This is a genomic window from Luteolibacter luteus (genome assembly GCF_012913485.1).
GTDB lineage: Bacteria > Verrucomicrobiota > Verrucomicrobiia > Verrucomicrobiales > Akkermansiaceae > Haloferula > Haloferula lutea.
In genome coordinates this window covers 80,395-98,872 of sequence record NZ_CP051774.1, presented here as the reverse complement: position 1 = coordinate 98,872, position 18,478 = coordinate 80,395, and the positions used below count along the sequence as shown (strand labels likewise).

Annotated in this window: 13 protein-coding genes; 6 read left to right on the top strand and 7 right to left on the bottom strand. The window is 61.4% G+C overall.

Annotated features, from left to right (window positions below):
• Positions 1 to 37 precede the first annotated feature (37 nt).
• From HHL09_RS00410 to HHL09_RS00400, 3 genes are all read right to left on the bottom strand, one after another.
• Positions 38 to 799 carry a PEP-CTERM sorting domain-containing protein gene (locus tag HHL09_RS00410; protein ID WP_169452529.1) on the bottom strand — a complete coding sequence of 254 codons (762 nt, stop codon included), beginning with the start codon at positions 797 to 799 and terminating at the stop codon, positions 38 to 40.
• Between the two features lie 262 nt (positions 800 to 1,061).
• A complete protein-coding gene (locus tag HHL09_RS00405) occupies positions 1,062 to 1,538 on the bottom strand; it encodes a hypothetical protein (protein ID WP_169452528.1) in 477 nt (158 codons plus the stop codon).
• Positions 1,539 to 1,643: 105 nt separating this feature from the next.
• Positions 1,644 to 2,573, bottom strand: coding sequence for a LysR family transcriptional regulator (locus HHL09_RS00400; RefSeq protein ID WP_169452527.1), 930 nt, complete (start codon positions 2,571 to 2,573; stop codon positions 1,644 to 1,646).
• Positions 2,574 to 2,673: 100 nt separating this feature from the next.
• On the opposite strand from HHL09_RS00400, the gene HHL09_RS00395 reads away from it, so the two are divergent.
• Positions 2,674 to 3,474 (top strand): SDR family NAD(P)-dependent oxidoreductase, encoded by an 801-nt coding sequence (locus tag HHL09_RS00395; RefSeq protein ID WP_169452526.1) that lies wholly within the window; start codon positions 2,674 to 2,676, stop codon positions 3,472 to 3,474.
• Positions 3,475 to 3,948: 474 nt separating this feature from the next.
• On the opposite strand, the gene HHL09_RS00390 is transcribed toward HHL09_RS00395, so the two are convergent.
• Positions 3,949 to 4,446: a hypothetical protein gene (locus HHL09_RS00390; RefSeq protein WP_169452525.1), complete on the bottom strand. Its 498-nt coding sequence runs from the start codon at positions 4,444 to 4,446 to the stop codon at positions 3,949 to 3,951.
• Between the two features lie 604 nt (positions 4,447 to 5,050).
• Between HHL09_RS00390 and HHL09_RS00385 the strand changes: the two genes are divergently transcribed.
• Positions 5,051 to 7,021: an MraY family glycosyltransferase gene (locus HHL09_RS00385; RefSeq protein ID WP_169452524.1), complete on the top strand. Its 1,971-nt coding sequence runs from the start codon at positions 5,051 to 5,053 to the stop codon at positions 7,019 to 7,021.
• 155 nt (positions 7,022 to 7,176) lie between these two features.
• Here HHL09_RS00385 and HHL09_RS00380 read toward each other — a convergent pair whose 3' ends face one another.
• The gene (locus HHL09_RS00380) at positions 7,177 to 8,403 is read right to left on the bottom strand and encodes a glycosyltransferase family 4 protein (protein WP_169452523.1); all 1,227 of its coding nucleotides are present in this window, start codon (positions 8,401 to 8,403) and stop codon (positions 7,177 to 7,179) included.
• 150 nt (positions 8,404 to 8,553) lie between these two features.
• Between HHL09_RS00380 and HHL09_RS00375 the strand changes: the two genes are divergently transcribed.
• The 4 genes from HHL09_RS00375 to HHL09_RS00360 all read left to right on the top strand — a co-directional run bounded on the left by HHL09_RS00375 (position 8,554) and on the right by HHL09_RS00360 (position 15,346).
• Complete coding sequence (locus tag HHL09_RS00375; RefSeq protein WP_169452522.1) at positions 8,554 to 10,695, top strand: O-antigen ligase family protein; 2,142 nt, start codon at positions 8,554 to 8,556, stop codon at positions 10,693 to 10,695.
• 111 nt (positions 10,696 to 10,806) lie between these two features.
• Positions 10,807 to 11,160 (top strand): hypothetical protein, encoded by a 354-nt coding sequence (locus tag HHL09_RS26345; RefSeq protein ID WP_205760948.1) that lies wholly within the window; start codon positions 10,807 to 10,809, stop codon positions 11,158 to 11,160.
• A 900-nt stretch (positions 11,161 to 12,060) separates the two neighbouring features.
• Complete coding sequence (locus HHL09_RS00365) at positions 12,061 to 13,410, top strand: hypothetical protein (protein WP_169452521.1); 1,350 nt, start codon at positions 12,061 to 12,063, stop codon at positions 13,408 to 13,410.
• 37 nt (positions 13,411 to 13,447) lie between these two features.
• Positions 13,448 to 15,346, top strand: coding sequence for a hypothetical protein (locus HHL09_RS00360; protein ID WP_169452520.1), 1,899 nt, complete (start codon positions 13,448 to 13,450; stop codon positions 15,344 to 15,346).
• A gap of 94 nt (positions 15,347 to 15,440) precedes the next feature.
• Here HHL09_RS00360 and HHL09_RS00355 read toward each other — a convergent pair whose 3' ends face one another.
• Positions 15,441 to 16,154 (bottom strand): PEP-CTERM sorting domain-containing protein, encoded by a 714-nt coding sequence (locus HHL09_RS00355; RefSeq protein ID WP_169452519.1) that lies wholly within the window; start codon positions 16,152 to 16,154, stop codon positions 15,441 to 15,443.
• Between the two features lie 267 nt (positions 16,155 to 16,421).
• On the bottom strand, positions 16,422 to 18,374 hold the full coding sequence (locus HHL09_RS00350; RefSeq protein WP_169452518.1) for a tetratricopeptide repeat protein: 1,953 nt from the start codon (positions 18,372 to 18,374) through the stop codon (positions 16,422 to 16,424).
• Positions 18,375 to 18,478 lie beyond the last annotated feature (104 nt).

Sequence of the window (18,478 nt, the reverse complement as noted above, 5' to 3'; positions counted from 1 at the left end):
GCGGCATGACGGTGAGTCCGGGGACGAAGGGTTCTAGTTAGCGGCGGCGGCGGATCAGGAGACCCAGCATGCCGAAGGCGCCGAGGGCGGCGGCTGCGGGCTCCGGCACGACGGTGACCGTATTCCCCTCCACCTGGGCGACGGTGATGCCGGGGAGAGGCTGTCCGATTTCCGGGGTGTAGCCACCCCAGGTGAGCTCGCGGATGGTGTGGTTGTCGCTTTCGAAGCCGCTGCCGGAGGTGTTCGTGAAGACGATGCGGTTCCAAGTGGTGTCGCCGACGCCGAAGAAGTTCACGAAGGCATAGGGCTCGCTGCTGTTGTTGCCGTGATAGGTGCCGCTGGCGGGGTTGCCCTGGTATCCACCCGCGGCGGTGATTGCCGTGAGCAGTGTCTGGGTAGTGAAGCGGGCGACGAGATCGGTGTCGTTGTAAAACTCCAGGACGTTCTGGTTATCACCGGCGGACCACCAGAGGCCGAAGTAGCCGGCATCGATGTCCAGTGTCAGCGTGGTAGCGCCCGGGCCGTTGGCTCCTTGGACGGCATACTGCGAACCATTGGGGTCGCCCGCGCCGCCGTATTGGTCGACCGGATTGATGGTGAGGGTGTCGTAGGTGCCGATCCCGGTGGTCACGTTGCTGTAGTTGCCCGTGGCCCGGTCATCGAAGTTATAGACCGAGGTATGCTCCAGCGTGCTATTGTATTGACCCGGCGTTTCCGCGTAACTGACGACGACTGCACTTTTTGCAGGGCTGAGCGAAAACAGGAGTGCTGCTAGGGGGAGGTAATGATTGAGGATCATTGATTAGTGGGGTGGGTGCTTGAGAAGCATTTCTTAAATATCAACCCTGCAAATTTTGCAAATACCGCGATCGCGTTTCGTATTATTCCGTAATTGGGGAGACGCCTCGGGGGAGGGTCAGGGTATCGGAACGCCTCCACGCAAGCCGACCTCGGCGCGCCATTGTTCTCTCCGAATCCGTCTCGCGGGCGCTCTCCAATGCCCAGGAGGCTTGGTCTCCGGACCTGTGACGGAGGGTCTCAATGTGCCTTGGCAGGCCTCTTCAGGAGGCCGGGTGCGCTCCTTCCTCCAGTGCGAGCTGTCCGGCCTTGATCCGCTTCACGATGAGCCATTGGAAAAGCATGAGCACCGTCCAGGCAAAGCCGTAGCAGAGGAGGAGGAACCAGTGCGGAATACTAAGATTGTAGTAGATGGTGCCGGGGTAGTTGCGGATGACGAGATAGGCGGGGAGGGGCAGCCAGTCCTTTGTCTCGTAGATCTTACGCTGTTTCGAGTGGAACTTGCGGGAAAGCAGCTTGTAGCCACTGCTGTCGGGCCAGCTCCAGGTCAGCGAGACATCGCCTCCCTGATTGGAGATCGATCGGTTCCGGATGGAGGTGTCACCGTCCGCCAGGCGGAACTCCGCATCGTAGGAGGCCGCGGACAAGTAGCGCATGGAATCCGCCCACGCCCAGAGCAGGAACAAGAGCCCGGGAACTCCGAGCCAGAAGGTCAGGGATCGAAAGGGGCGATAGCGCATGGGCGGGTGTCGCGTGAAGTGAATTCCTCAACCTGGCAGGCTGCAAGATCGGCGAATGCCATGCGGGGGGGAGATCAAGGTCTTCCGTGCGTTTCACGCGGGGTGCTAGCGGAGCTTCCGGGATCCCTTTGCCATGCCACTGCCGAGTGCGGGCACGACCTTCTTCAGGTAGGTGGCGAAGTCCTTGATGTGCTTGATCTTCTCCGACTCCTTCTTCCAGGTCGCCTCGTAGGAGATCGAGACCTCCGCTCCTTTCTTGTCGAGGATCCGCGCGGAGCCGGAGCGTTTTCCGATCAGCTTTGACTCCGGGACGATTGCGGAGCCGATGCCGAGGGCGGTCCATTGTTCCAGCACCCGGTAGCTCATCGCCTCGCCTGAATACTCCTTCAGGGTCTTGCGATGGCTGCGGAAGAGGCTGCGCACGGTCTTCGCCAGGCCACAGGTATCCGGCACCATCACGAAGGTCTCATCCGCGATCTCGGCAAGGCGGACCGCTTTCCCGGAGGCGCGGGAAGCGGGGCCGCCCTTTTGCAAATAGAGCAGCGGCTCCTGATAGAGGAAGGTGCTCTCCAGCTTGCCTTCGCCGGAGCCGGCCACGCCGAGGACGAAGTCGAGCTGGCCCGCCTCCAGCATCTGGCCCAGCTCGGACATGTTCATTTCCCGGAGCACGATTTCCAGCGCCTTGTGTTGATCGCGGAAGGGCTCGAAGAGAAGCGAGAGGAATTCCGTGCCCAGCAGCGGAGAGACCCCGATCCTGATGATCGGACGGGGAGGGGAGAGGAAGGCCTTCGCCTTCTCCTCCAGATCTTCCTGGGCTCTCAGAATGCGGAGGATCTCCGGTAGCATCTGCTCGCCGAAGGGCGTGAGCCCGACCTTCCGCGTGGTCCGGACGAAGAGCTTTTCCCCGAGCTCGTCCTCGAGCTGGGCCACGGCGTTCGACAGGGAGGGCTGCGTGGCGAAGCATTCCGCAGCCGCCGTGGTGAAGGATCCGGCCCGGGCGACGGCGGCCGCGAATCTCAATTGGCTCAGCGTCATGATTGATAGCACGAGGCTATGAGTGGGATTTATAAATGCAATTGGGAAATGAAATGGGGGCCGGGTAGGCTGTCTCTGCGTAAAACAAGCGAAAGCTCAAATGAATCAAACACCAGCACAGAGGCAGTCCGGATATGGTTTCACGGGAAAAGTCGTCGCCATCACCGGCGGCGGTTCAGGCATCGGCCGGGAGCTAGCCGCCCGCTTCGTGGCCGAGGGCGCGAAGGTCGTGATCAATGGCCGCAATGCGGAGAAGCTTGCCGATGCCGCGCGCGCGATCGATCCCGGCGGCGAAAGCATCTCCATCCTCGCCGGAGACATCGCGCAACCCTCGACCGGATCCGCCCTGGTCGAGGCCGCGCTGACCCGCTTCGGCAAGCTCGATATCCTCATCAACAACGCGGGTGTCTTCAATCCGAAGCCATTCCTCGATTTGAGCGAGGGTGACTATGATTGGTATCTCGACACCATCCTGAAGGGGAAGTTCTTCGCCGCGCAGGCTGCCGCGAGGGCGATGAAGGATACCGGCGGGGTCATCGTCCAGACCGGCTCGATGTGGGCGATCCAAGCGGTCGGAGCCACGCCCTCGGCGGCGTATTCCGCCGCGAATGCGGGGGTCCACGCGATGGTGAGGAATCTCGCGATCGAACTGGCCCCTTACAAGATCCGCATCAATGCGGTGGCGCCTGCCGTGGTGGAGACACCCGTCTACCGTACCTTCCTGACAGACGAGCAGGTGAAGGAAGTGCTTCCCACCTTCAACAGCTTCCATCCCTTGGGTCGCAATGGGCAGCCAGCCGATGTGGCGGAGGCGATCCTCTTCCTCGCTTCCGACCGTGCTTCCTGGATTACCGGCACGGTCTTGCCGGTCGATGGCGGTGTGACTGCGGGCCGGTCGTGATGAGCTCTGCAAAAAATTGCCGCGGACCGGCTTCCGTCCGGTCCGCGGCATCCAGCCTCGTGTGTGCAACTACGGGAAGACAAAGCGCCCGCGGACGATCGGGGGGGTGTCCGGCAAGCCAAGTCGGGTGCTTTGCGGAGGCTGTTTGGGTTTCATGGTAGAGCCTTCTCTATCGCAGGACGCGTGCCTGACCGGAGAATGGTCGGAATCGTCCTACTGATAAGGCTTTCGTTGGAGTCCGGGATATGGCGGAGCGCTTCCAAGCGTCGCACAATGCAGTCCTTCGGATGCAGCCTGCATGAACGATAAGATGATTGATTTTAAGGGCGCTAAGCTGCAGGAAAAAGAAGGGTGATTTTTGGTAACCGGGACAAGGTTCCCCGCGTCATTAGAGATGAAGTGCTTCTCGATCGCGAGAAGTGTGGGACGTAATCATACACGGACTCGTGTGGCTGCCGGGGCGGCCATTCCTGCCTATAATCCTTCGGAGGTCGAAGTCATGGGGGCCGTGTGTTTCTCCCAAGCCCGGTTCACACGATGTCTCCGCCACGCGATCAGGCCGCTCCATCCGAGGCCGTAGCTTAGCAGGATCGCCCAATGCGGGATGGTGATTTGGCGGAGGCGGACTTTGTCGAAGTCACCGGGATAGAGGGGAGGGGTGATGTCCTTGAAGGGAGGGAAGATGCGGATGGGCGCACCGGTGATACTGTGGGGGACGCGCTCCAGTCTCAGCTTGTGGTTCACCACCGCATCGAAATCCTTCGGGTTGAACGTCAGCTTCTGGATCCGGAAGGAACAGTGGGCCGGGCCGAGGGTCTCACTGATGCCGATGGTGCCGCCGTTTTTCGTCATGAAGCAGGTGCGGATGAGTCCGGACCGGTGCGTGATCGAGTCCTTCCAAGACCAAAGGATGAAAAGGAAGCCGGGCAGGCCGAGCCAGAAGAGGAGCGAGCGATGGAGACGAAAGCGCATGGAGATCCCCAGCCCCTATACACGCTCCGCGAGCGGATGTGACTCCGGGATTTGTCACCGGGGGCAGATGCCAGCGTGCCGACCGGGAGGAGGGCAGGCCGGTTTCAGGCGGTCTCCGGATATCCGCCGGTAAATAACCGAAAATCCTATGCTATTTTGATATCCTGAATTGTTTTATTGGTTCGGTGATTGCTGGACCATGTCGCAAATCCGGTGGTCCGCCGGGTATCAATAAGGGTAGGGGATTGAAATTTCCTAACAATTTACAAAAGTTTCTTTCACCGGCTCTCGGGCCGTTAGGGCCGTGATTTGGGAGGCCCGGTCTCCCGAGTGCTTCCGCCCCGGTGCTTCTGCAAGTCATTCAAAATAAGTGTTAGGTTTTTGGGTTTCCGATGTTCGTTAGATTCTGAACCTAACGAATCTGGAGTGTGGGTCATGTTGTTCGGTTAGATGTGAACCTAACGGGTGAGGGGAAATGCGGAAGATGCTGGCCGATTTTCACCCCTCTGTTCTTGAGGATGCGGCTTGATGATATAACAAAACGCCCGGCGTCGGTCCTCTCAAGACCGACGCTGTTCTCCCCCAAATCCCCCGCTCCCCCCAAATGTCGGAACTTTTCTGGTCCTGGATAGTGATCGCGTGCGCGCTGCCCGTGTCGATGGCAATGACGCGGCTGATGATTCATTTGGGCCCCAAGATGGGTCTGGTGGATCACCCCGGCGAGCGCCGCATCCATGTGAAACCCATCCCGCGTGCGGGTGGACTCGGCCTCTTCATCACCATGGCGGTGGGGATGCTGGTGCTGCACTGGAAGACGGATGCGTTTTCCGAGGTGCTGGGGCCGCACTGGCTGCCGCACTTCATGGCGGGTGCCGTGCTGCTGGTGCTGGTCGGCGTGAAGGATGACCACAGCGGTGTCTCGGCTTACTTCAAGCTGGCCGTGCAAGCTGCTGCGGCGGTGATCATGTTCTTCCACAATCCCGCGGGAGCCGGTGTCTTCATGGGCTATCAGATCCCGTGGATCATCGACCTCGGGATCCACGTGGCCTGGACCGTCCTGCTGGTGAATGCCTTCAACCTGATCGACGGCATGGACGGCCTGTGCGGCGGGCTGGCGATGATCGCGCTGCTGATCCTGACCGTGCTGGCCACGGTGAAGGGACGTGCGGAAAGCGCCTTCGTCATCGCCTTGATGGCCGTCGCCCTGATCGGCTTCCTGCGCTACAATTTCCATCCGGCCAAGATCTTCCTCGGTGATACCGGCTCGATGCTGATCGGTTTCTTCATCGCCTCCGTCGGCACGAGTGTGGTCGGCCGGAATGCCGTGGTGGCAGGTCTCTTGCTGCCGCTGCTGGTCGGTGGTGTGCCGCTGCTGGATGTGGCCTTGGCCGTGTGGCGCCGCGCCGCGCGCCGGGTGGCGGACTCGAAGCCGGGCATCAAGATCTTCGGACCGGACCGCGATCACCTTCACCACCGCTTGCTGAGCTGGGGCTTCAACCAGAAGCAGGCCGCATTCCTCATCTACGGTCTGGCGATCGTCACCTCCACGCTGGCACTGCTGCCGATCGTGGGCGGTGCCAACCTGCTGACCGTCTCGGTGGTCGGCCTGGTGATCATCGCGCTGGTAGGCATGCGCTATCTGGCACCGGTGGAGTTCCTCGCGAGCGGACGCGGCCTGCGCACCCTGACGCGGAAGCCGCAGAGCTACCGCCACTCGATGCTGCGCTATCTGGGCTATGACATCGTGGTGCTTTTCTCGGCTGCCGTTCTGGTTTCATGGGCGCAGTCGAAGGCGATGATCCGGCCTGTCGATTGGCAGGGCACGCTGGGGACTGCAGCGCTCTTTACCACCTGCTCGGTGGTCGGCCTGTCCTTGGCGAAGGCTCATTCGCGCCGCTGGACGCGGGCTTCCGCGCATGACTTCGCGGAGTGCGGCCTGTGGCTGATGTGCGGCGTGGCGGTGAGCTTCGCGCTGAAAGGCTCCGCCAGCTATGACTTGAGCTTCCGGGATGCGCTGGTGCATCTCTCCGCCCTCACGCTGGGCGGACTCGCCGTCTTCGCCCCGCGCTGCATGGGCGCGATGCTTCAGGAAAGCGTTATCGACACGATGCACCGCAAGCGCCGCCTGCGTGGCAAGCGCTCCTCCCGCACGACCCTCCTTTACGGAGCGGGGGACCTCGGCGAGTTGTTCCTCTGCCACCTGCGCCTGTGCCGTCCGGAGACCTGGCAGGACTATCATTTCGTCGGCTTCATTGATGACAGCGAGAGGCTTCGCGGTCGCCGCATGCGCGGTTTCCCGATCCTCGGCGGCTTCTCAAACCTTCGCGAAGTGGTGGCACGCACCCGTGCCAATAGCATCCTCATCACCTCCAGCGTCATGCCGGAGGAGCGCTACGAAGAGATCCTCACCGTGGCCCGCGAGCTCGGCATGGAGATCAGCCGCTGGCAGCCGGAGATGAATGCGCAGTGCCTGCTGGAGCCGACTTCTTTCACGCCTCGCCCGGCAGATGCCGGCGACGAAGTGCCGGAGCTGCTTCCGATCCCGCCGCGCACGGTCGAGCTGCGCCACGCGTGATTCCATTGCCCCGATGGCGGGGCGAGCAGTGGTTTTCAAAAAGGAAGCGACGCAACCCGCGTCGCTTCTTTGCTTTCGGGAGGGGATCGATGGATGCCGCCGCTTGCTCGCGGCGCGGGCGGGATCCCTGCGGAGCGAAGCCTCCTGAATTTCCTCTAACGCTTCCGCACCATCAAGCGGGCGACCTCTTGCGAATTCCTCCGCTTGTCGAAATGAGCGGAGGAAAATCCCTGGGCAAAGGTCCCGCGGGTTTCGCATTGGCCTTCATCCATGGCTTGCTCGAGCGCGGCTTTCATCGCTTGTGAATCGCCGGGCTCGACGACCCAGCCGCCGCCGCTCTCGCGGACCCAGGTGCCGATCGACGATGCATGGGTGCCGACGAAGATCACCGGACGGCCCGCGGCAAAAATTCCCTGCAGCTTGCTGGGCACCATCGTGCCATCCCATGCCGGTTCGAGCGAGGCGAGGTGGACATCGGCACTCCGGAGATGGCCGGCCAGTTCATCGCGCGGGACATAGCCGTGCAACTCCACCGGCGCTTCCGGATGGCGGGCGATGAATTCTTCGATCTCCTTCCGGCGTTTTCCTTCGCCGAAGAATACGAAGCGCAAGCCAGAGCCGCGGCGAAAGCCGGCCGCGGCGTCCAGGATTTCGCCGAAGCGATGACCCAGGCCCATGTTTCCGGAGTACATCACGATCGTCTCGTCATCACCCCAGTCGCGCTTCCGGCGCAGTGCACGCGTCTGCTCCTCGGCATCGCCCTCATTCTCCTCCACCGACTCCGTGCCCCAGAGCGGGATCCACGAAAGCGCGACATGATCGGGAGTATAGTGGCCCGTGAGCTTCGCCATATCAGGACCCAGCGTGATCACTTCCGCACAGCGGCTGCCTCCGAAACCGAAGCGGGCCACGCGGGAAAGGAGCCGGTAGGGGATGCTGCGAGCATCGAGCAGCCCGTGGGCGGACATGACGTCCGGATAAAGATCCATCACCCAGTGCGCGTGATCGGCGCCCAGGAGTTTCGAGAACACCCGCGCCATCACGGAGAGATAGGGCGGCGTGGTCAGCGCCACCACGCGGTCCGGGCGGCGTGCCGTGCAGAGCCCCCATGCCACCCCGAGGTAGAAGGAGGCGTAGTCCGCGATCTTTCCGAGAAAGCCCCGGCGGCCATAGGCCGTGGACCAGCAGCGCAGGACCTCGATGCCATCGCTCGTGGAGCGCGGGCCTGCCGCGTCGTCCTTTTGCCCGCCGTATCCGCCGCGCGAGCAGAGGATGGTGACGTGATGGCCGAGCGCGGCGAGTTCTTCCGCCACCGCCTCCAACATCAATCCGGTGGGAGCGACGTCGGGCGGATAGTACTGGTTGATCAGGATGAGATTCACGATTTCCTCGTGGGGAGGGGAAGGCGCGCGTCTTCTAACCGGAATGGCGTGGCGGCGGAAGGGCAAAGCGCGGGAAGGAAGAAAGGGGCTCGCATCTTTTCGGCTTCATCTTCCCGGGAATGGCTATCATCTTCCACCGGTCTCCCCCAGATGCGACTTCCCACCCCATCCGTCCGCTGGTCTCCCGGGCAACGTTCGACCTTATCATTCGCTGCGGCGCTTGCCATGGCGATGCTGGCGCTCGCCTTCCCGGAGATGCCCGCCCAACTCCTTTTAGGAATCCTGTGTACGGGGGCCGGCGTGCTCTTCGTGCTCTTTCCCCCGGTCGCCCGCTTGCCACTGGTCTGGTGGCTCTTCGGCCTCGGCTTCCTGGGGCTATCGCTTGCCGGGTTCATGCCGCGCGGCTGGGCCGGGATGCCGGCTTGGCGGCAGGATCTGGAATCGCTCGGCCTGAATACCGGGCCGCTGGCGATCGTGCAGGTGCCGTTGGCCGCGGAAGCGCTGTGCGGGATCGCCGTGGCCGCGCTGCTCGGGCTTTTCCTGTTAGGCCATCGGGGAGATAGCCGCGTGCAGCGGGGGATCGCCCTGGCTTTCGTGGTCTTTTGTGCGCTCTGGGCCGCGGCGGCGCTGGCGCTCCACAAGCCGGGCGGGGGAGATGAAACGGTCTTCGGCTTTTTCCCGAACCGCAACCACACGGCGACCTTGCTGTCGATGGCGGTGCTGGTGGCATGGGGGTGCCTGATGCAGGCGATGGGGCACAAGAACAAGGTAGGGATCGCGATCTCCGCCCTCGCGCTGGCGCTTTTCCTCTATGCCATCCTGAGTGTCTCCGAAAGCCGTGCAGGCGTGCTGCTGGTGGCGGCGGGCTTCCTGTTCTGGCTGCCCTTGGCCGGGATGCGCTATCTGCGTGGTAATACGGGAAAGGCGATCCTTCTGCTCATCCTCGGCCTGGGCGGGGGATTGATGGTGATGGACACGCCCGTGAAGCACCGGCTCATGGCGGTGCTTTCGAAGGATGGTACGACGAATGTCGTAGCAAAGGATGCACGCCTTGGCATCCAGCAGGACGCGCTGGGAATGATCAGCGCGGAACCGTGGTGCGGGGTCGGGCCCGGGCAGTTCGCGTGGATTTTCCCGCAGTACCGGAAGCTCACCCCGGTCTCCGGCGAGACGCCTTGCCTGCACCCCGAAAGCGATTGGCTGATGGTGGCTGCGGAGCACGGCTGGCCCGCCGCACTGTGCCTGGCTGCCGGCGTCGCACTGGTTTTCTTCATGGCCTTCCGCGCTGCCCGGCAGGGGCGTAGCCGTGCGCTACGCGTCGCCTGCCTGGTCGCGGCCATGCTGTTAGGCCTCCATGGCTTCATCGATATCCCCGGCCACCGCAGTGGACTGGTACTGGTGGCGGCGCTGTTGCTGGCGATCTCGCTGCGGCCCTTGGAGCAGGGGACCACGCGTGGCACCGCACCGCCTTCACGGCTTGGAAGGATCGGCTGGAAAGTCGCGGGATTACCGCTCGGGCTGCTTGGTCTTCTTCTCCTCGGCGCACAGATGAGCGGGCGGCCCGTGCTGCCTTCCGTGATCGCGAGCAGCGAGCGCCAGCGGGCGGAAGAGCTCCGCGAGAAGGATCGCGCCGCGCATGAGGCGGCCCGCGAGACCGGCATCGCCTACCGGCCGGCGAAGGACGAGGATCCCTTGCGGCTTGCGCGCACTTGTATCGAGGGTGCCGCGATGATCGAGCCGCTGGATCCCTCGCTGCAATTCGTGAGCGGGGTGATCGCGCTCTATTTCAATGGCGGGGAGGAAACCGCGCGCCAAGCCTTTGCGATCCAGCGCCTGCTCGCGCCGCAGCAAAGCCGCATGCTGCTGAAGCAGGCCGGCATGTGGGCCACGCGCGATCCCGATCATGTGAAGGCGCTGTGGGAACTCGCGCTGCAACACTCCGCGGCAGAGGAGCGGCGCGTTCCCGGGACGCAGCACGCGGTGAAGAATATCTACGAGAACCTCTTCGCGGACGCCGCGGCAAATCCGGATCTGGCACCGATTGCGTTCGAGTTCTCCAGCCACGACTTCGGACGCTTGGAGCAGTGGCTGCGCTATTCGCCTCCGGCTGCGGTCGATTATTTCTTCCCGCAACTCCCGGCCGACAAGCTGACTCCGGAAGAACGCGGCGTCCTGTTGGAGATGTGGAGCCGTCGTGGCTCGTCAGATGCAGTGAAGAACTTCATGCAGCAGCGCCCCGATTTCGCACCGCCTCTGCCCGCTTCACCGGAGAATGAGAAAAAGAACCCGTGACATTGCGGTCCTTCGGCTTGACCTCGGGCACATCTTCGAACTATAAAAATCGCGATGAAAGCATCCCCCCTGCTAAGTCTAGCACTCCTCATTGGCCTTTCTTCTTCAGCCATGGCGACGAGTTCATCGTGGTTGAACTTGTTCTCTTGGTTCGGAACTTCCACTAGCAGCAGCAATAGCAATAGTCACAGCAGCAGCAGTGGAAATCGCGGTAACGATCGTGATGATCGGGATCACGATAAGAATGACAAGAACGACAAGGATGATCGTGACAAGAACGATAAGGACAAAGACAAGGACAAAGACAAGGACAAAGACAAAGATCGCGACAAGGACAAGGATAAGGACAAAGACAAAGACAAGGATCGCGACCATCATGGCGATCACGACGATCGCTGCGACGATCCGCCAAAGCCCCCGTGGGATTGCGATCCGAAGCCACCGAAGCCGGTGACTCGTTGCTGAGTTGCTGAGGCAGCGGGATTCTCCCGCTTTTCAGGTGTTTGCTTTCACACTTGTTCCATCCTCAGGCGAATGCCTGAGGAGCTGTTAGGTTTGTTTGTTAGGGCATGCTCTTTTGCCCTTTTTTACCCGTTAGGGTGCGCGGCATCTCTGATGCCGGTCGGTGCCTGGGTAAGCGGTCCCGTTTCAGAGTGGTTGCACCAGCTCGCCCCTGAATGTTGAGGAGCCGTTCCGGTGGCGGGGCGGCGTCAGGGGATTCCCCGGAATGATCCGCGCCCCCAACTTGGAGGCCTCTCTTCCGGCCCGCGCTCCCGAGTTTTCCGGGATGTCCCGCCTTCCCTCATAGACGCTGTGCGGTATCTTCTTGGAGATATGGGGTATTAATAGGGTATTTATCGATATCTCTAAGTTCCCTATCTACTGTCGGGAAAAGTCCCGACAATTCTGCGCTCAATTTGTTCAATAAGTTCCAAACTTAGCGGAATTTTGAGGTTGGAGCAGGATCTTTCAAGAAATCGCAGCGATTTCGAAAAAAAGAATCCCCCTCCAGAACGGGCCCGGGCCGAATCTCCAATCGCTTGATTTGAAAAGAAAAGGGGAGCTTGGTGGCCGGATTTGCGATGCTATTTCGGTTTTCTTGAAATTACGTGTCGGTGATTTTACCGATTGTAGGATTTCTAAAAATTTGCAGAGATGTGTTCTGTCCAAGCTGCGATGCGATCGATCAGTCGCCGCCAAAAAGATCGATCGGACCGCGACAACCAAGTCTGCCCTCTTTCCGTGAAACACCTGCGCGGAGTGAACAAGACAAGGACTTCGGAATGCCCTGCCCGGCGGTTTCACCCGATTCTCCAAGTAGCCTGAGATCCGATCAGGCTGCCGGGGGGATAGCTAGTCCCAGCCATGCCAGCCTTCATTGTCCCAACCCGCCTGACCCTTGCCCTAGCAGTTGCCACCCTCGGAGGGGTGCGATTGTCCGGTGCCGAGGCGCCACCACCACCCGCGCCAAAAGGCCGGGCACTCCTGCCACCGCCATCGGTGCCTTTTTCAAAGGCGTATCGGCTGTGGCGACCGGTCGCTCCCTACGACACCGCGCCGATGTGGCTGCATGAGTCTTACTGGACCTATGGTCCGGACGGAAAGGCCTACGACACGTGGCACCCGCCGGCCGTGACGAATCCGGAGACGGGCCTGAAGGTCACCTTCGGCCATGAGCACGGCGATGATCAATCGACATCGGACCTTTATCCTTCGGCCGGTGCCATCGCCTTCGGCTACGTGAATGAGATGCTGGCCACCTGCGGCTGCGACACTCCCGGCATGTGCAGCCGGAATGAGGACCACGTGGGGCACAAGGTGACCGTGTCGAACAACACGCCGCTGAGCAAGGGAGGCACGGTGGACATGCTGATCAAGCTTCACCAAGGCTCGCATGGCGCGGATGCGATGACCAATCCATCCCACGAACTGGTGATCCACGCGAAGCACGACTCCGGTCCGCTGGAGTTCAAGTGGCGCACGATTCACTCCTTCGGAGGGGCCAACAAGTTTCATGATGCCGCGGCCGGGGAAAAGGAAGTGGTCTCCCTGGCTTCACCGGATCCCTCCCCGGCGGATCAGCCGCGTGGCAGCGTCTTGCGAATCATCCCATCGCTCCGGAGCATGAAGGAGGCACACGCAGGTTGGGGTCACTTGGAGACGTGGAATGGTGGGCCTGAGCAGTGGATCTATGATCCCACCGACAAGACCTATCCGGTAAGAATCTCCCATCACATTTACTTCAGCGTGGTGGATCCGGCGCGCTACTACAGCGCCACGACCGCCAACCATCTGGGCCGGACGGTCGAGCTCTGCTACGATCCCACGAGCCCGCTCTACAACCGGGTGGGCCAAGGCCCTTGGCCGGAGACTTCGAAGCTGCTCAGCGGGGCAGCCGTGCGCGCCCTCCCGGGAGTGCAACCCGTTCCTTGGAACGATCCACGCTCACCCTACCGCGGGGCGACACGCTTCCTGGAGCTGGACCGCCTGAACCTGATCAACCGCAGTGGTCAGACGAAGATTTGGACGGATGCCTATGGCTCGAAGATGAAACTGGCGAAGAACCGGGCCGATGGCGTGGTGGTGGAGCAGTTCCTCTCGGTCGACATGTCCGGCGTGGATCAAGGCGGTAGCACCCAAGGATCAACCCACGGTGTCACCAAGGTGGTCGATTACTCCGATGGGGGAAAGAACGGCGTGCACGCGCCCAACTAAGGAAGAGGAAAACCGAATGACGAACCTTCGCACATCCATGAACTCTTCTCTTTTCCGCCGTTTCCTGACCTCGCTGCTGCTGGTAGCGAGCGGCCTCTCGGCCCACGCCTCCAATGCGCTGGCCGGTGTTCCATCCTCCTTCGGCTTCCAGGCCGTCTCGGAGACAGCCTTGCTTGGTAGTCCCGTATCCGGCGCCGCAGGTGCCGTGGGTCCGGCCCATGTCTTCTCGATGCAGGAGACCGAGGTGCACGTGCAGACGAAGGACGGTGCCTCCGTCCTGCGCCAGAAGCTTGATGTCTGGTGGCAGGCCTTGAACCCGGCCTTCGCCGCGGCTGACGTGAGCCAGCCCCACGTGATTTATGATTCCTCCAGCCAGCGCTGGATCGCGATCGCCGCGGCACGCGTTGTGCCGGACAGTGCTTGGGATGCGCGGACCTTCGCCTTGCTGGTCGCCGTCTCCCAGGGAAGCGATCCTACGGGTGCCTGGCGCTCCTGGCGCTTCGACATGGCAGCCATCGGCAGCAGCACCTTCACGCCTTCCATCCAATCCCTCACCTTGGGATACAACAAAAAGTGGATCGCCGTGGGTGCCTTCGTCCTCGATACGAACTACCGCACCAGCGTTCATCGCACCCTGGTCTTCCCGAAGGCCGCGGCTCTTGCCGGGCAGGCGATCGTTCCCCGGATCTTCGAGGATGACGCATCCACCAGCATCACTCCGGTCCAGACCTTCGACGCGAATGAAGAGCGCCTCTATCTGGTCCAGTCCTGGAACTCGAATGTCAAAGGCTCGGGTTACCTCCGCGTGACGGCCATCCAAGGCGCGGTGGGAGCGGAATCCCTCGTCGAGGTCGGCTATCCCAAGGCTCCGGCGTGGGCGGCGAATGATAACGACACGGATTCCTTCTACGGCAATGCCCCGCAGCTTGGCGGCACCGACCTGATCGCGACCTACGATGACCGGGTGCAGACTGCGGTCTTCCGGGATGGTTCCTTGTGGGTGGCCCAGACGGTATTCCTGCCGGCGGCGAATCCGAACCGCAGCTCGGTCCAGTGGTGGCGGGTCGCCGCCAGCTCTGCCGAGGTCCAGCAACGCGGCTTGATTGATGATGAAACCGGCGCGCGCTCCCATGCCTTCCCATCCCTCGCGGTGAATGGAGACGAGGAGATCTTTATCGGCTACAATGCTTTCTCCGCCACCTCCTATGCGGGGGCCTATGGAAAGATGTTCGTGCCGTCCAACGGCGGTGGCTACGCGCCGATGCCGGAGGTCGTCATCAAGAGCGGTGAAGCCTATTTCCTGAAGCATGCGCAGGTGAATCCGTGGGGACCGAATACAGTGTCCTGCCTGGATCCTTCCGATGGCGACCGCTTCTGGTCTCTCCAGCAATACTCCGTGCCGCTGGCGGACACCACCGGTGCCTGGGCCACTTGGTGGGGAACTGCTTCGGCCCCGAATCTCAGCGTGAACTCGCTTGATGCCTGGCGTGCTTTCCACGAACTGCCTGGAGACGGCGCGCTCGATCTCGACAGCGGTAGCGATCAGGTCTCGAACCTAGTGAAGTATGCCCTGAACATCGCCCCGAATAGCGGGGATCTCACTCGCAGCGGCGCTGTGCCTCTCGCGAATCCCGATGGCACCACCTTGGCAGAACTGTCTGGCCTGCCGGCAGCAAGGAAGGAATCGAGCGGGCGCTTCTCCCTCACCTATCTGAGGCGAAAGGCTGTGAACTCTCCGGGCGTCAGCTATCAGGTGCAGTTCTCCGACACGCCGGGCCGCTGGGTGACCAATCCCGCCGCCACCGAGCACGTGCTTTCGATCGACCCCATCTGGGAGCGGGTGAAGGTCACCGATAGCTTTAGCGTGGCCGAGAAGAAGAGCCGCTTCCTGCAGCTGAAGGTGAATGTCAGCGAGGAATTCTCCGGCGGCTTCTAAGTCGACAGATCATTTTCCCCGGAAACAAAAACGGGCTGATCCGTTAGGATCAGCCCGTTTTCTATTTTGAGTTTATCGAAGGGGAACCTTCAACTCACTTGCGACGGCGCGAGCGGAGGAAGGCACCGGCACCCACGACGCAGCCGAGGCCGAGCAGGCTGCCCGGTTCTGGCACGGCGGTGACCGCCAAGTTGTCGGTGTAGGTGATGAGGCCACCCGTGTAGGCGAAGAAGAACTCGATGGTGCTGCCAGCCGGGATCAGCAGGTTGCCCAGAGGCACCGTGTAGCCGGTGTAAGCGCCGGTCGAGTCGGTACCCACATTGGGATTGTTCGGGGCGTGGATCAGCGCCAACGGGTTCGGGCCCGGGTTGGAGATGGGGTCGATGCCGGTACCAGTGCTGTCATTGCCACCGCCAGGAGTGATCAGGTAGCTGATCGTCAAGGAGGCGCCGGGCTGGTAGGAAATGGCGTCGAACACGAGTTGTCCGAGGGTCACAGCGCTGGTTGCGCCGATCTTCAGGGAGAAGTCGCCCACTGCCGTTCCGTTAAACTGCGGAGGCGTCGGGGTGAGGCTGGTGTCGCCCCATGTCTGGTCATTGGATCCGCCCGGGGACAAGCCGCTGGCATACAAGTTCACCTCGACATTGGAGCCGACGATGTTGCTGGCGGAATTGGTGACTTTGGTTGGGTCCGAGGGGTCATTGACCGTAGTCCAGTCGGAGATCCCGACGAGGATGTCAGCCGATGAGATCTGCGGTGCCACTAGCATCGCGGATCCGAGTAGGATGGAGCGTATCGCTTTTGTCATTTTGTTGTTGGGGGTTGGGTAGGGGGCCGGCTAATAGCCGGTTTTTTAGTCAGGGGAACGTTGCTCAGGCCCTTAGAAAGGTCTTCCACGTTTGACTCCCAGTCACAACAAGCTGTCGCCACGATAATGTACGATGGCGGTGAACTGCCGAGGGGTGGGGGGATCGCACGGGGGGAAATTCGGGAGGGAATGTCGGGGCAGAATCTGTAGTGGTGCCGCCGATTTTGAAAGATATCCGTCTATAAAAAATTTAAGGCTCCGAGTGATTTAGTTCGGATTTTTCTTATTATCAAAGGGTTGTGTCGGATCTTCGATTCCGGGGACACGCAATTCCGGATAGTTTTCTTCGGATCCACCAGCGGAATTCCGCTTCTGTTCAGCACGTTCGAGACCTTTCTTCCATGCGGGAGCCTCGTCGGAACCGATTGTAGACTTGTTCACCATCCGTTGTTCGAGGGAAACGTCGGCCGTATTTTCCTCGGCTTTCTTGTCCAAGATCAGGCGATCATAGAGGGCCTGTTCCACCGGCATGAGTTTCGATCGATCGACCCCGTCATAGATTTGCTTCGCCTGGTCCGGCTCGTTCGTCATCTTCAAGATGGCCGCCTTGAGCAGGGCTTGAGTCGTGGCGCTGATCTTCTCGCTCGCACCTTGGGCGAAAAGGCGCTCCTGGGCATTCTTCGGATCGCCGTTGAGGATGTATGCGAGAGCAAGCGTTGAATTCAATTCGAGCTTGCCCGGGTTTTCGGCGACTATCTTCTCAATGCGTTCGATGGCTTCGGTGGGCTTGGTGGTGCCCAAGAGCAGGCCGAGATAAGAGACATTGTTGAGCAGGTCGGGGTTCGAGGGCTCGAAGAGCAACATGCTCTGGGATATGGAGAGAATATCATCCGCGCGGCCTTCATTGTAGAGATAGACCATCGGTCCTCCGAGTGTGACGTAGAGAGGGATCTTGCCGAAGCCCAAGCGAACGGCTCCGATCCAAGCATCGGCCGCGGCCGCCTTTTCTCCATAGAGCTCGGCTGTTCTCGCGATCGGAATGAAGCGATTGCGCCGATTGTCGTAGGAGGCTTGGTTCAGAGCTTCGGTCCATTCCTTGGAAGCCGTGGCCTTGTCGCCCCGGTTTCCTGCCAAGATGGCCCGCACGATTCGGACCTCTACCATATCGGCGGTTGCCGGTGGATTCTTGAGCGCTTCATCCAGTTCCTCGTTTCGCTTCAGCCGCAGGAGTGCGCGGATGCGGGCGACGTAGGCGTCGGAACGTTCCTTCGCGGGTTCCTCAAGGATTTTCAGAGCGTCCTCGGGACGGTTATGGAGGCTGAGCCAGTTTGCGGTGGCGGCAGGATCGAGGGGCGCAAAGCGATCGATGGCACTTGCAAACACGGCCTCCTGTCCCGCGGGGTTCTCCGCGATTTGCGGATGGAGCGCGAGCAGATGATGGATCACCTTGGCACCCGTTTGCCGCGAGACCCAAGCAGGTAGATTGGGCAGAGGCTCACCCGGTGCCAAGCCTCCCGGCGTGTTTCCTAACAGCTCCAAGGCGGCGAGCGCTTCCGGAGCCCCATCCTCGATGAGGGCCGCGAAGTGTTTTCGGGCGATGAGGACGTCTTCGGGCCTGGGGTCCAAGGAGACGGCCCGGATGAACGCGAGACGGACCCGCGGCGACGGAGTCTCCGGCATGCGGTCCATGACTCCCTGCCTGACGGAGGCAATGCCTTGCTTTCCCATGGTAAGCAGCAGGGGGCTGATGGCCGCATTCAGCTCCACATCCTGGAGCTTCGGGTCGTTGTCCTTGTCCAGATAGGCGTAGGCTCCCAGTGCCAGGGCGGCGGGTCCCTGGTTAGCCAGGACTTCCAGGGAATCGATACGGTCCTCGCGTGTTGATTCGGGATGCCGGATCAATGAAACGGCAGCCATGAAGGCGGCCGGGTCTTCCGATTTGGCGAGGGCATGGGCCTGGATCGTGAAGGCGTGGTAATCTCCCCGCTTCATCATCAGGGCGGCGCGGGATTTCTCCCGTGCCAGTTGCCAGTCCTCGATTCTCATCGCCTCTTCCGCGATTTCGATCAGCTGGGTCACGCGATGTTCGCGGAAGGCGCGGTAGGCGGGTTTGAAGGCGAGGGCCAGGGCGCCAAGTGGAATGACGATGGCAAGACCGATCTTAAGGCGGCGGGCCAAGCGCCGACGGCCTTCCGTATTTTGTCCTTGGGTATTCGACATTGCGGAGCAGGAGTGGGTGAGTGGGTTCGAGGCCGCGCGGCTTGGGTACCCCGGGGCGCACCTCAGCCAAAGCAGCTTGAGGGCGTATCACCGGGGGGGGCGGC